We start from the raw sequence: 13080 nt of genomic DNA, 5'->3' as shown, positions 1-13080 counted from the left end.
TATTATTATGGGCAAGTATATATTGTCGCTCGATCAAGGAACCACAAGTTCGAGGGCTATTATTTTTAATCATGATGGCGAAATCGTTGCCATAGCACAAAAAGAGTTTAAACAAATATATCCACAGGCAGGCTGGGTTGAGCATGATCCATTAGAAATTTGGTCCACGCAACTTTCTGTAGCCACTGAGGTTATTGTTAAAGCCAACCTCACTGCAATCGACATTAATTCTATCGGCATTACAAATCAGCGTGAAACCACCGTTGTTTGGGATAGAAAAACAGGCGTTCCAATTCATAATGCTATAGTTTGGCAAGATCGTCGTACATCAGATTACTGTGATGAAATAAGAAATCAAGGTTTAGCAGAGAAAATTCAAGATAAAACCGGATTAATTATTGATTCTTATTTTTCTGCCACGAAAGTAAAATGGATTTTAGATAATGTAACAGGAGCACGAGAAAAAGCAGAGGCTGGAGAACTTGCTTTTGGCACTATAGATAGTTGGTTGATTTGGAAGTTGACAGATGGCAGAATCCATGTAACGGATGTAAGTAACGCATCAAGAACAATGATTTACAATATCCATAGCCTAAACTGGGATAAAGAATTGTTAGATCTTTTTAATATTCCAGAATCTATGCTACCAGAGGTTAAATCTTCAAGCGAAGTTTATGGAGAAACTACTGGAAATATTTTGGCAGCAAAAATCCCTATAGCTGGTATTGCAGGGGATCAGCAATCTGCATTATTTGGTCAAATGTGCACAGAAGTGGGCATGGTTAAAAACACTTACGGCACGGGTTGTTTTATGCTGATGAATGTTGGGAAAGACCCTAAAATGAATGCAGGAAATCTTTTAACAACAATTGCATGGAAAATAAAAGACGAGGTATTTTATGCACTCGAAGGTAGTATTTTTATTGGCGGCGCAGTTGTTCAATGGCTTAGAGATGAAATGGGATTTATTTCAAGATCTGCGGATGTAGAAACCCTTGCAGAACGCGTAAAAGATACTGATGGCGTGTATGTAGTACCCGCATTTGCTGGTTTAGGCGCCCCCTATTGGGATCAACATGCTCGTGGAACAATTACTGGATTAACAAGAGGAACAAACAAATCGCACATTGCACGAGCAGCTTTAGAAAGTATTGCTTACCAAACAATGGATGTTTTAAAAACAATGGAAGCCGTATCAGGGGTGAATATTGCTGAACTTAGAGTTGATGGAGGAGTAACAGCAAATAATCTTTTAATGCAATTTCAGGCAGATTTATTAAATTGTAAGGTAATAAGACCAGAAGTTACTGAAGTAACTGCCATTGGTGCTGCCTATCTTGCAGGTTTGGCAACTGGATTTTGGAGCAACATTGATGAAATTCGTTCGCAATGGAAAATTAATAAAACCTTTACTGCAACTGAAGGTATTGACAATACGGCAAGGATAAAAGGCTGGAAGAGAGCTGTAAAAGCTGCTAGAGTAAATGCTGAAGATTAACTGATTTAAAAACCAAACCGCTCGGACAATACATCCGAGATTTAACCAAATATAGATTATGTCAGAATTTCTTGCTGAATTTATTGGTACCGCCCTTCTAATTTTACTAGGAAATGGCGTGGTAGCAAATGTTGTACTAAAAGGTACAAAAGGAAATAATAGCGGCTGGATTGTGATTACAACAGCTTGGGCACTAGCAGTTTTTGTTGGTGTAGTAATTGCCGCTCCATATAGCGGAGCGCATTTAAACCCTGTAGTAACATTAGCTTTAGCCATCAGCCATAAATTTGCGTGGGTTAAAGTTCCCTATTACATTTTAGCACAGTTGTTAGGTGCTATGCTTGGTTCTTTTTTAGTATGGATTACCTATAAGGATCATTTTGACGCAACAGAGGATCAAGGTTTAAAGTCCGCTCCTTTTGCAACATCTCCGGCTATTAGAAACTTAAAGTCAAATCTTTTTTCTGAAATCATTGGAACCTTCGTTTTAATTTTTGTGATTTTTCATTTTACAAATGCTGAAATGGGAACTGATAAAACCCCAATAGGTTTAGGATCACTTGGCGCTATCCCTGTTGCATTTTTAGTTTGGGTAATTGGCTTGGCCCTTGGAGGAACAACAGGTTATGCCATTAATCCTGTTAGAGATTTAGGACCGAGAATTGTACATAGCTTAATCCCAATGAAAGGTAAAGGAAGTAGCGACTGGGCTTATGCATGGATACCAATTGTTGGACCAATAATAGGCGGCTCATTAGCTGCACTACTTTATTTAACACTAAATATTAAATAGATTCACAAGTCAGAAAATCCTTGTTAAATAAATAGACAGGGATTTTTTTATTTACAGGATTCCCATAACCAGCTGTTATTCTTCATGTTATTTTGTTAATTAAATTTAAAAGTTTTATTTTAGAGTAAATCCCTATAAATCTATCCTAATGAATAGAAATATAAACGTTAACTATTAAATTCAATACTATGGGAAAATTTGTAATCACCAAGAGGAAAAATGGCGAATTTCAATTTAATCTAAATGCAGGAAATGGACAAACAGTTTTAACGAGCGAGGGATATGCTGCAAAATCAAGCTGCGAAAATGGAATAGAATCTGTTAGAAAAAATTCACAGGACGATTCAAAATTTGAAAAGAAATCATCAACAAACGGGAAATTTTATTTTAACTTGAAAGCTACAAACGGACAAGTTATAGGTTCTAGTGAGATGTATGAAAGTTCATCGGCACGGGATAACGGTATTGCATCAGTACAAAAAAATGCGCCAGATGCAAGTGTAGACGATCAATCTTAATAAACTTAGATAACAAAAAAGGTTCCGATATATATCGGAACCTTTTTCAATATTACTATCGCTAATGCGAGAATTTCTATTTTACTGCATCAATTACAGCTTTGAAAGCCTCAGGATGATTCATTGCTAAATCAGCTAATACTTTACGGTTTAAACCGATTTCTTTTGAAGCTAATTTACCGATTAATTGAGAGTAAGAAATACCGTGCTGACGAGCACCTGCATTAATACGTTGGATCCATAATCCGCGGAATTCTCTTTTCTTAACCTTACGGTCACGGTATGCATATTGCAAACCTTTTTCTACTGTGTTTTTAGCAACAGTATAAACTTTACTTCTTGCTCCCCAATAGCCTTTGGCCATATTAAGGATTTTCTTTCTTCTTCTTCTCGAAGCTACTGCGTTTACCGAACGTGGCATGTTGTTGTTGTTTTTTGGCAAGCGGCGTTCCTTTTACGGAAACTTAAAGCCTGATACCTGGTGAAATTAATAAATTACTTTCCGATGCAAAGCATACGTTTAACGTTTCCTGAATCAGCGTCTGAAACTAGACTTGCTTGACCTAGTGCACGTTTACGTTTAGTACTCATCTTTGTTAAGATGTGACTTTTGTATGCGTTGTTTCTTTTGATTTTACCTGTTCCAGTAAGCGAAAAACGCTTTTTAGCACTGGAATTGGTTTTCATTTTTGGCATAACCTGTTTTTTAATTTATAAACCTATTTTTATTTTTTTGCTACTTTAGGCGCAACTGTTAGAAACATACGTTTACCTTCTAATTTAGGTAACAACTCTACTTTTCCAACATCTTCCAAAGCTTGGGCAAATTTTAATAATAAAATCTCTCCCTGCTCTTTGTAAACAATTGCTCTACCTTTAAAATGCACATAAGCTCTAACTTTCTCTCCATTCTCCAAAAAGCTTACTGCGTGCTTTAATTTAAACTGAAAATCGTGGTCGTTGGTATTAGGACCAAAACGAATTTCTTTAATAACTGTTTGCTTAGCATTAGATTTAATTTCTTTCTGCTTTTTCTTTTGCTCGTAAACAAACTTGCTGTAATCAATAATCCTACAAACCGGTGGTACTGCATTTGGAGAAATCTCTACCAAATCCAATTCCAACTCATCAGCAAGTGACAAAGCTTTTGCCAAAGGATAAATCCCTGGTTCAACATTATCGCCAGCTAAACGCACTTCAGGCGATTTAATAAACTGATTAATGTTATGCTCTGCTTCTTTTTTCTTAAAAGGTGGACGTGGTCCCCTGTTAAATCCTGGTCTTCCTAATGCCAAATTTGTACTATTTTAATTAAACTGTTATTTCTTTTATTAATAAATTATTGAACTCTTCCAAGGTCATTTCGCCCAAATCTCCCTCTCCATGTTTACGTACCGAAGCTTTACCTTCAGCCATTTCTTTCTCACCAATGATGAGCATGTAAGGGATTTTTTTAACCTCCGCATCGCGGATTTTGCGACCGATCTTTTCATCACGAAAGTCAATCAGCCCGCGAATATCGGAATTATTTAGTTCATCTAAAACTTTTTTTGCATATTCTTCATACTTTTCTGAAATAGGAAGGATTATAAATTGCTCTGGGCTTAACCATAACGGGAAGTTTCCGGCGCAATGTTCAATCAAAACTGCAACAAATCTTTCTAATGAACCAAATGGCGCACGGTGAATCATTACTGGTCTGTGCTTCTGATTATCGCTACCTGTATATTCTAATTCAAAGCGCTCAGGCAGGTTATAATCTACCTGAATAGTACCTAATTGCCATTTTCTTCCTAATGCATCCTTAACCATAAAATCTAATTTAGGACCATAGAAGGCGGCTTCACCATACTCAATTACAGTATTTAGTTCTTTTTCTGCAGCGGCTTCAATAATTGCATCTTCGGCAAGTTTCCAATTTTCATCGGTACCGATATATTTTGTTTTGTTTTCAGGATCACGTAATGAAACCTGTGCTGTATAATCTTCAAAACCTAAAGATTTGAAAACATAAAGAACAAGATCAATTACTTTTTTAAATTCTTCTTTTACCTGATCAGGACGGCAAAATAAATGTGCATCATCCTGAGTAAAGCCACGTACACGGGTTAAACCATGTAACTCACCACTTTGCTCGTAACGGTAAACTGTACCAAACTCAGCAAAGCGAACTGGCAAATCTTTATAAGAACGTGGTTTAAACTTATACATTTCGCAATGGTGCGGGCAGTTCATCGGCTTTAATAAAAACTCCTCACCTTCTTGTGGGGTTCTTATCGGCTGAAAACTATCTTTACCATATTTCTCGTAGTGACCAGAAGTTACATATAAATTTTTATGACCAATATGTGGTGTAACAACTTGCTCATAACCATGTTTTGCTTGTGCTTTTGCTAAAAACTGAACCAAACGCTCACGCAAAGCAGTTCCTTTCGGTAGCCACATTGGTAAGCCCATGCCCACTTTTTCTGAGAACATAAACAACTCCAGCTCTTTTCCTAATTTACGGTGATCGCGTTTTTTAGCTTCCTCGATCATTAAAAGATATTCGGTAAGCTCACTCGCTTTAGGGAAAGTTACACCATAAATACGGGTTAACTGCTTTTTAGTTTCATCACCTCTCCAATAAGCTCCAGCAACATTCATCAATTTAACGGCTTTTACAAAACCAGTATTTGGAATGTGCGGACCGCGACATAAATCGGTAAATGAACCTTGAGTATAGAAAGTTATTTTTCCATCCTCAAGCCCGTCGATTAGATCAAGTTTGTATTCATCACCTTTTTCGGTAAAATATTTAACTGCATCAGCCTTGCTTACACTTTCACGCACAAAAGTTTCCTTTTGCTTAGCAAGTTCAATCATTTTAGCTTCAATAGCTTTGAAATCGTCCGAAGAAAATTCTCTATCGCCGAAATCTACATCATAGTAAAAACCAGTTTCAATAGCTGGGCCAATACCAAATTTAGTTCCTGGGTAAAGCGCTTCTAAAGCTTCGGCCATTAAGTGGGCTGATGAATGCCAAAAAGTTGATTTTCCGGCTGCATCATTCCAGGTTAATAATTTTACAGATGAATCTGACTCAATTGGTCTTGTCGAATCCCAAACTTCGCCATTAATTTCTGCTGCTAAAACGTTGCGGGCTAATCCTTCTGAAATGGATAATGCAATTTGATGGGCAGATGTGCCCTTTTCATACTGACGTACTGATCCGTCAGGTAAAGTAATGTTAATCATCTACAACTATGATTTAAATTTTAAAATAATTAATTAGTAAATCACCTACTACGTGATTTTATTTGTTGCAAAAGTATGGATTTCTAAGCAGAATATCAAGTTATTGGCTATTGGTTTTGTGGTTATAGGCAAAAAAAATCAGTGTATTTATTTACAAAATCAGAAGTTGGGAAGTTTACCGAACGAAATTATTTTTTATAATTATTAGAAAATGAGTGGGCAGCGGCGTTTAGTAAAAATCAGTCCCGCTCCCGTTGCTGCCCCGAGAAAATCGATGGCATTCACTCAGATCGGGTTTAAACACGAAAGTTATATAATAGCGTTGAATTATTTAAAAGGATTGTAAATCCTAATTATTTGTATGTTCGACATGCCCTGCGGAACATATCGAACAGCAATTTCAGGATAACTTATTGAATAGCTATTTCAGACTGAGTTTGGAGTTAAAGATATGTGTACACTGTTTTTAAACCCGATTGCAGCGGCATCTCCAACTTTTTTGTTGGGATATAGCGAAAAGCGGGAACATCCCTTAAAAAGAACTACAGCATCTGCTTTCCAAAAAAAATAAAAGATCTGATTGGTAATTTTAAACTCTAAAAAATTACCCTTTAACCCACTTATCTTTCAAATATTTTCGGAGTGGCTCGTCTATAAACTTCATAATTAAATACGCTAAAGCAATTAAAAGCGCCACAGAAACTGGGATAACAATTTCCATAACAGACATTTTAGGTTTAACAACGGCTACATAAGTTAAAAATACCCACAAAAATGGATAATGAGTCATATAAAGCGGGTAAGAAATTTCGCCAGATAATTTACATACCTTTTTTAAAGGAGTGCTTAATTGAGCACCAGCACCTAAAGAAACTAATAAAGGAAAATAAAAAAGAACAACAATGGATTCTGTCAGCCAGTTCCAATTGTTGGAATATGGCATAATGAACGATAGAAGCAATAAAACACCAATACCAACAAAGCCGAGTTTATTTTTGATAATCCAATTTGAGCGGTAAACGAGCATCCCGGCAAGGAAAGAATAAAATACCCTTACGCCGCCATCCCAAAAATTAGGACCACCCCAGCCACCCGCTAAATTTGTTGAGCGTACGGCTACATAACAAATTAATATAGCAGCTACAACTGTTAAAACAAGAAGTATTTTCTTATTGATTTTATAGAGGAGAAAAATGTAAAAAACATTCGCAATATATTCCCAAAATAAGGACCAGCTGGGTGCATTTAAACAAAAGAGATTAAAATATCGCTCGGGCATTGCAGGATAAGGGATTAACAATGCTGAGGCTAAAAACATGGTTAAAGTTTTACCAAAACCATAAACAGAATAAAAATCGCTGTAGGGATCAACCAGAAAGGTTAACAATCCAAGTATTGATCCAATGATAACTAATGGGTGCAAACGGATAAGCCTGAGCTTAAAAAACTGTAAAATTCCAATTCCTTCAGCTCTGGTATCGTAGGCATAAGCAATTACAAAGCCTGATAAACAAAAAAAGAAATCGACAGCGAGATAGCCGTGGGCAATAAAGTTTTTGCTATAATCGGTAATTGCAATTTCCATGAAATGAAAAATAACAACAGCTATGGCAGCAATACCTCTTAAACCGTCTAATATTTCGAAATGCTTTTTAGTTTTTAATAAATTTAAATTGGTTTCTTTAGTAATCACGTTTGGTTAGGCTTAAATTTAAGCCAATTATAACAATTTTGAGATGAGTGGCAAAAATCTATTTGTACCAAACAGTTTACATTGATTTTATTGTATGGTTTTAAACAAAAAAAGCCTGCTTGGATGTAACCGAGCAGGCTTTTTAAAATTATTTATGGCTAGTTACCCATCATTCGTATCTGTCCACCTGGCCTGCCATTTCCATTACCTCTAAAACGTTTCATCATGTTATCCATTTTAGCTTTGTATTCATCTGCAGTAATTAGTTTGGCTTTTTTAGGTGCCGTTACATCTTTTGCGCTAACTCCTCTATACTCAATACTTTTAGCAATAGTATTATTACCACGACTTTCGATTGCTAGCACCGTTCCTTCCGTCCACATGTTTGGATTTGGCGAAAAGTTAAAACCTAAATCATTTGTATACCAAATGTGTGTTTCTTCGGTTACATCTTTATCCATATCCAAAATTTTAACAGTTCTGGTCGATTTTACAATCACTTCTTTACAATCAAAGCCTATGATTTTTTTCGTTGCATCGGTTTTAACCACTTCAATTTTAGGTGGTGCTACAGGTTTTGCCTTTGTGGTATCGCTTGGATTTCCACCACCCATTCTAAAAGATCCAATTGGCCCAGAAGTAGATAAAGTTAATTTACTGGGCATATAATAAGTAGTATCATTTAGATCAAATACTTCTGTTAGTTTTTGATCGGCGAAAGTGTAATAATATTCACGGTTACCACCTGCACCGCCAAAACGCATCATCATACGCCCCATACCGCCGCCACCACCACCGGCGCCATTACTATCTTCATTATCTTCAACAGGCATATAACTTGCGTTTGTTGCATTAAAAAGAAGTTCGAAATTGCTTTTACTGCTTGATGGCATACGTGCAGCCATTTGTTCAGGAATTTTAATGCCACTTGCCGCTGCTATTGCTACAGGATCTATTGTAGCTTCAAATTGTATAGCTCCAGAAGTTTTCTTTTGTGCATTTGCTACAAATACAAATGAAAGAACACTAAAAAGAGCAAGAATTACTTTTTTCATCAGAATTTTATTGTTTTGTTAAAGATTTTGTTTCCTCGTTTGATTGGAAAAAACTTAAATGGTTTAAGCAAAAGTATTACTGTTTAAAGCATTTGCCTTGTTAAAATTTGTTAAAGCATGTTATTATTTGTCTAGAAGGAACTTACAGCTTTTATTGAAGCAATTTGTATCGCTTTTTTTACAGGATATTGGGGTGGTAAATTAATATTCGGTGCTCTCCAGCCAACCATTGGTTAACACATCCGCAATATGCATGGTTTTAATGGGCAAATTATTTTTATCGATATAACCTTGAAGATGCAAAAGGCATGATAAATCTGTTGAAATAATATAATCGGCTTTTTGATCGAGAGCATGATTAATTTTTTGCTCAGCCATTGCGGATGAAATTGAATCGAATTTAACGGCAAAGGTACCTCCAAAACCACAGCACATATCGGTATCTTTCATTTCGATCATTTCCAAACCATGCACTTTAGATAAAAGCTGGCGTGGCTCATCCTTAATTTTACATTCGCGGAGCGCACTGCAAGAATCATGATAAACGGCTTTACCTTCTAATTCGGCACCAAAATAATCCTTTTTTGCAATGTTAACGAGAAAATCAGAAAGCTCGAATATATTAGATTGTAAACTACGGCATTTATTATGCACTATGGTATTGGTAAACAAATCGTTATAACCGCCTTTTATCATCCCAACGCATGAAGCTGATGGGGCAACAACGTAAGTATTTTCAGAAAAATCATTTAAAAATTTTGTTCCAACCTCTTTTGCCTCATCCCAATAACCGGCATTATATGCAGGTTGCCCACAACAGGTTTGCTTTGAATTATACTCAACTTTACATCCTGATTTTTCTAATAATTTTAAGGTATTAAAAGCGGTTTCGGGGTATAATTGATCTACAAAACAGGGAACAAATAATTCTACTTTCATCAACAAAAATCTTTAAGCGGGTAAATTTACAATTTTAGGGCTTGCCTTGCTTCTATTTTTTTTAGAAGCATTAAAAAGATTAAACCTATGATAAAAAATGATGCCAAAGCTATAATAGAGTATCTGATATTGTTTGTAACCTCTTCTATGTATGCAAAACTGAAAAGACCAATTACGATGGCTAATTTTTCGGTCACATCATAAAAGCTAAAGAACGAGGTAGAATCTGGGGTATCTTCTGGTAATAATTTTGAATAGGTAGATCTTGATAAAGACTGGATTCCGCCCATTACTAAACCCACAATAGCTGATAAACCATAAAACTGATATTCATTACTAATATAATAACCGCCAATACAAGCGCCAATCCATATTAAAACCACACAAATAAGTACGTTGGTATTACCCCATTTTTTGGATAGCGAAGACATAAGCATGGCTCCTGGAATGGCAACCAGCTGAATAATTAAGATAACAGCTATTAGTTTTGCGGTACCAAGTTTTAGTGTTTTCTCTGCAAAGCCTGCCGCTGCAAGCATAATAGTTTGTACACCCATTGAATAAAAAAAGAAAGCAAATAGGAAGCCTTTTAATTTCTTCATGTTTTTTACTTGATTCCAAACTTTCGATAACTCATTAAAACCATCTTTAATGAGGTTACGCTTAACCTTTTCATAATCTTTTTTAACTGAAGGAAGGTTTTTAAAAGGGATTTGGGCAAAGGCTATCCACCAGATACCTACCAAAAGGAAAGAAATTCTTGCAGGTAAGGAAGCATCTGTAATGCCAAACCATTCAGGTTTCAATACAAATAAAAAGCAAATAAGCTGTAAAAGAACAGAACCCACATAACCATAAGAAAATCCTTGGGCACTTACTCTATCCTGCTGATCTTCGGTCGCAATTTCTGGCAAGTAAGAATTATTAAATAGTACACCACCGATATACCCCATTGCAGCTAAAATAAAACAAATGATGCCAATTTCTAAAGTATTCAGTTTAAAAAAGAATAAGCCAGCACAAGCAAAACCACCCAAATAGGTAAAAAATTTCATAAATGCCTTTTTGTTACCTCTATTATCTGCAATGGAAGAAAGTACAGGCAATGCCAATGCCATAATCAGGTATGCAAAAGATAATGCATAATTGCTTAAAGCAGTATTGGTAAATGTTCTACCAAAAAAACTAACCTGATCTCCATGCTCTTTTGTAGTTGTGATAATGGTGTAATAGGCTGGAAAAATGGTTGAGGTGATTACTAAATTATAGGCAGAATTTGCCCAATCGAAAAAAGCCCATGAACGGATTACTTTTTTGTTATTTTTTTCTGTCATCTGTTTTTAAAGAGGGAATTGGAATCGCTAAAATATAGTTTTATTACTAAATTATTGGGGATATTTTAAGAGCTACAGATAATATTTCTTGCCATCTGATTTAATTTTACCAGCATCCAATAGTTCACGAATGGCTTCTAAACGTTCATTTTCATTACCTATTTTCATGTTCAACACCAAATCATCCAAACTTAAAGGCTGTTGTTGCAGTGTTGAAATAATTTCAAAATCCAACTGATCGTTAATTTGTCTTTCATTTTCAAGCTTTTTTTCGGCTAGGCAAACATCACAAACTCCACATTTTGGCGCATTATTTTCATCGAAATAACTCAATAACTGCATACTTCTGCATACTGAGCTTGATGCATAGGCAACAACAGCATTTATTTGCTTTAGTAAAATCTCCTTTCTAAGCTCTAAATATTTAGCGTCTACATCAAAATGATCCATATCTACCCGAGCACGCACATATTGTAACTGTGGCTGATCGGTTTGCTGCAAATAAGAAAGCAATTCTATAGATTGTAATTTATTAAGTAAAGAAACAATTTCTGTGTAAGAAAACCCTGTCCTTTTAGCTAATTCTGCTTCATTAACTTTTACGTAACCATCAAAAGCACCACCATAAGACCGCAGTATTGTTTTAATTAAATTATCATAAGCTCTGTTTTCAATCTGGAAGCGATAAACTTCTTCATGAGAAACAACAAACATTAATCTGGAAGGTAAAAAGACACTTTCTGACAAGGTAACAAAGCCATCGTGCTCCAAAAACTTAAAAGCCGAAAGGGTTTTTAAAACACTCAGATTAAACCTTTTACAAAAGTCAGCTACATCAAAAGGAAAGGTTAAACCCTCACCTGCTCCAAAAGCCAGTTGAAAATAATTACCGAGGTGGTGATAGGTTTTTCTAATATCATCTGTAGATGGAAAACTATCTATATATCTGGATTCCAAGCCTAAAACATCTGCTTGATTAGCCAGTAAAACCGCATAACTTCTTTTTTCATCCCGGCCTGCCCTTCCAGCTTCCTGATAATAAGCTTCCAAGCTTTCGGGTAAATCAAGGTGCACCACAAAGCGAACGTCAGCTTTATCAATTCCCATCCCAAAGGCATTAGTAGCAACCATAATACGGGTTTTATTTAGCTTCCAATCTTCTTGCTTTTTAAAACGGGCATCTCTTTCTAATCCTGCATGGTAAAAATCAGCCTTTATTTGGTTCCGATTCAAAAAGTTAGAAACCTCGGCAGTTTCTCGTCTATTACGAACATAAACCAACCCTGTTCCCTTTACATTTTTGCAAATATCGATTAGCTTTTTATACTTATCTTCTTGCCCAAAAACAACATAACTTAGATTATCTCTTGCAAAACTTTTAACAAAAACCTGAGGATCTTTCATCTCTAGTTTTTCAACTATATCCTGCCTAACAAATTCTGTTGCCGTAGCCGTTAGCGCTAAGATGGGCACATTTGGTAAAATTTCTCTCAGTTTAGAAATCTGTTGGTATGGCGGTCTAAAATCATATCCCCATTGCGAAATACAATGCGCTTCATCAACTGCAATTAAATTAACATTCATGTAAGAAATTCTTACCCGAACCAAATCAGAAAGCAATCTTTCTGGCGATAAATACAGGAATTTGATTTTCCCATAAATGCAGTTATCAAGCAAAATATCAATTTCTCGCTTGCCCATGCCCCCGTAAATGGCAATTGCCTCTATCCCTTTTGCCTTTAAATTTTCTACCTGATCTTTCATTAACGCAACCAGTGGCGAAACCACAATGCAAATACCCTCTTGCACTAATGCAGGTACTTGAAAACAGATGGATTTCCCTCCGCCAGTAGGCAAAAGCGCTAAGCTATCCTTCCCTTCCAAAACAGATGTAATAATATCTTGTTGCAAGGGCCTGAAAGACTGATGTCCCCAATACTTTTGTAAAATCTCTATTGCTGTCATAAATCGGCGGTATCAAAACTATAAAAAAGCGGCACATATTACTAAATT

General features: G+C 35.9%; 12 protein-coding genes. 3 read left to right on the top strand and 9 right to left on the bottom strand.

Going from position 1 to position 13080, the window contains the following annotated elements; translation table 11 throughout:
* Nucleotides 1–7 precede the first annotated feature (7 nt).
* The 3 genes from glpK (at nucleotide 8) to EHC72_RS11620 (ending at nucleotide 2809) form a co-directional block, all read left to right on the top strand.
* On the top strand, nucleotides 8–1498 hold the full coding sequence (gene glpK / locus EHC72_RS11630) for a glycerol kinase GlpK (protein WP_131537867.1): 1491 nt from the start codon (nucleotides 8–10) through the stop codon (nucleotides 1496–1498).
* A 58-nt stretch (nucleotides 1499–1556) separates the two neighbouring features.
* Nucleotides 1557–2291: an MIP/aquaporin family protein gene (locus tag EHC72_RS11625; protein ID WP_131537866.1), complete on the top strand. Its 735-nt coding sequence runs from the start codon at nucleotides 1557–1559 to the stop codon at nucleotides 2289–2291.
* A gap of 188 nt (nucleotides 2292–2479) precedes the next feature.
* Nucleotides 2480–2809, top strand: a complete 330-nt coding sequence (locus tag EHC72_RS11620) for a YegP family protein (RefSeq protein ID WP_131537865.1) — start codon at nucleotides 2480–2482, stop codon at nucleotides 2807–2809.
* A gap of 76 nt (nucleotides 2810–2885) precedes the next feature.
* Here EHC72_RS11620 and rplT read toward each other — a convergent pair whose 3' ends face one another.
* The 9 genes from rplT to EHC72_RS11575 form a co-directional block, all read right to left on the bottom strand.
* Nucleotides 2886–3230 carry a 50S ribosomal protein L20 gene (rplT, locus tag EHC72_RS11615; RefSeq protein ID WP_123206121.1) on the bottom strand — a complete coding sequence of 115 codons (345 nt, stop codon included), beginning with the start codon at nucleotides 3228–3230 and terminating at the stop codon, nucleotides 2886–2888.
* 74 nt (nucleotides 3231–3304) lie between these two features.
* Nucleotides 3305–3505, bottom strand: a complete 201-nt coding sequence (gene rpmI / locus EHC72_RS11610; protein ID WP_131537864.1) for a 50S ribosomal protein L35 — start codon at nucleotides 3503–3505, stop codon at nucleotides 3305–3307.
* A gap of 29 nt (nucleotides 3506–3534) precedes the next feature.
* The gene (infC, locus tag EHC72_RS11605; protein ID WP_131537863.1) at nucleotides 3535–4104 is read right to left on the bottom strand and encodes a translation initiation factor IF-3; all 570 of its coding nucleotides are present in this window, start codon (nucleotides 4102–4104) and stop codon (nucleotides 3535–3537) included.
* A 16-nt stretch (nucleotides 4105–4120) separates the two neighbouring features.
* Nucleotides 4121–6046, bottom strand: coding sequence for a threonine--tRNA ligase (gene thrS, locus EHC72_RS11600; RefSeq protein ID WP_131537862.1), 1926 nt, complete (start codon nucleotides 6044–6046; stop codon nucleotides 4121–4123).
* 604 nt (nucleotides 6047–6650) lie between these two features.
* Nucleotides 6651–7739, bottom strand: a complete 1089-nt coding sequence (locus EHC72_RS11595; RefSeq protein ID WP_131537861.1) for an acyltransferase family protein — start codon at nucleotides 7737–7739, stop codon at nucleotides 6651–6653.
* Between the two features lie 158 nt (nucleotides 7740–7897).
* Nucleotides 7898–8794: a hypothetical protein gene (locus EHC72_RS11590; protein WP_131537860.1), complete on the bottom strand. Its 897-nt coding sequence runs from the start codon at nucleotides 8792–8794 to the stop codon at nucleotides 7898–7900.
* 201 nt (nucleotides 8795–8995) lie between these two features.
* Nucleotides 8996–9733 carry a (Fe-S)-binding protein gene (locus EHC72_RS11585; protein ID WP_131537859.1) on the bottom strand — a complete coding sequence of 246 codons (738 nt, stop codon included), beginning with the start codon at nucleotides 9731–9733 and terminating at the stop codon, nucleotides 8996–8998.
* Between the two features lie 26 nt (nucleotides 9734–9759).
* Nucleotides 9760–11067, bottom strand: coding sequence for an MFS transporter (locus EHC72_RS11580; RefSeq protein ID WP_131537858.1), 1308 nt, complete (start codon nucleotides 11065–11067; stop codon nucleotides 9760–9762).
* 72 nt (nucleotides 11068–11139) lie between these two features.
* Complete coding sequence (locus tag EHC72_RS11575; RefSeq protein ID WP_131537857.1) at nucleotides 11140–13032, bottom strand: RecQ family ATP-dependent DNA helicase; 1893 nt, start codon at nucleotides 13030–13032, stop codon at nucleotides 11140–11142.
* Between the last annotated feature and the right edge of the window lie 48 nt (nucleotides 13033–13080).

The sequence above is a fragment of the Pedobacter nototheniae genome, assembly GCF_004335085.1.
Classification (GTDB): domain Bacteria; phylum Bacteroidota; class Bacteroidia; order Sphingobacteriales; family Sphingobacteriaceae; genus Pedobacter; species Pedobacter nototheniae.
Note: the sequence above shows the minus strand (reverse complement) of the source record. Positions and strands in the feature narration are given on the sequence as shown.

Coding starts and splice junctions, on each gene's coding strand:
- glpK (WP_131537867.1), top strand. CDS start 8: ATGGGCAAGTATATATTGTCGCTCGATCAAGGAACCACAAGTTCGAGG.
- EHC72_RS11625 (WP_131537866.1), top strand. CDS start 1,557: ATGTCAGAATTTCTTGCTGAATTTATTGGTACCGCCCTTCTAATTTTA.
- EHC72_RS11620 (WP_131537865.1), top strand. CDS start 2,480: ATGGGAAAATTTGTAATCACCAAGAGGAAAAATGGCGAATTTCAATTT.
- rplT (WP_123206121.1), bottom strand. CDS start 3,230: ATGCCACGTTCGGTAAACGCAGTAGCTTCGAGAAGAAGAAGAAAGAAA.
- rpmI (WP_131537864.1), bottom strand. CDS start 3,505: ATGCCAAAAATGAAAACCAATTCCAGTGCTAAAAAGCGTTTTTCGCTT.
- thrS (WP_131537862.1), bottom strand. CDS start 6,046: ATGATTAACATTACTTTACCTGACGGATCAGTACGTCAGTATGAAAAG.
- EHC72_RS11590 (WP_131537860.1), bottom strand. CDS start 8,794: ATGAAAAAAGTAATTCTTGCTCTTTTTAGTGTTCTTTCATTTGTATTT.
- EHC72_RS11585 (WP_131537859.1), bottom strand. CDS start 9,733: ATGAAAGTAGAATTATTTGTTCCCTGTTTTGTAGATCAATTATACCCC.
- EHC72_RS11580 (WP_131537858.1), bottom strand. CDS start 11,067: ATGACAGAAAAAAATAACAAAAAAGTAATCCGTTCATGGGCTTTTTTC.
- EHC72_RS11575 (WP_131537857.1), bottom strand. CDS start 13,032: ATGACAGCAATAGAGATTTTACAAAAGTATTGGGGACATCAGTCTTTC.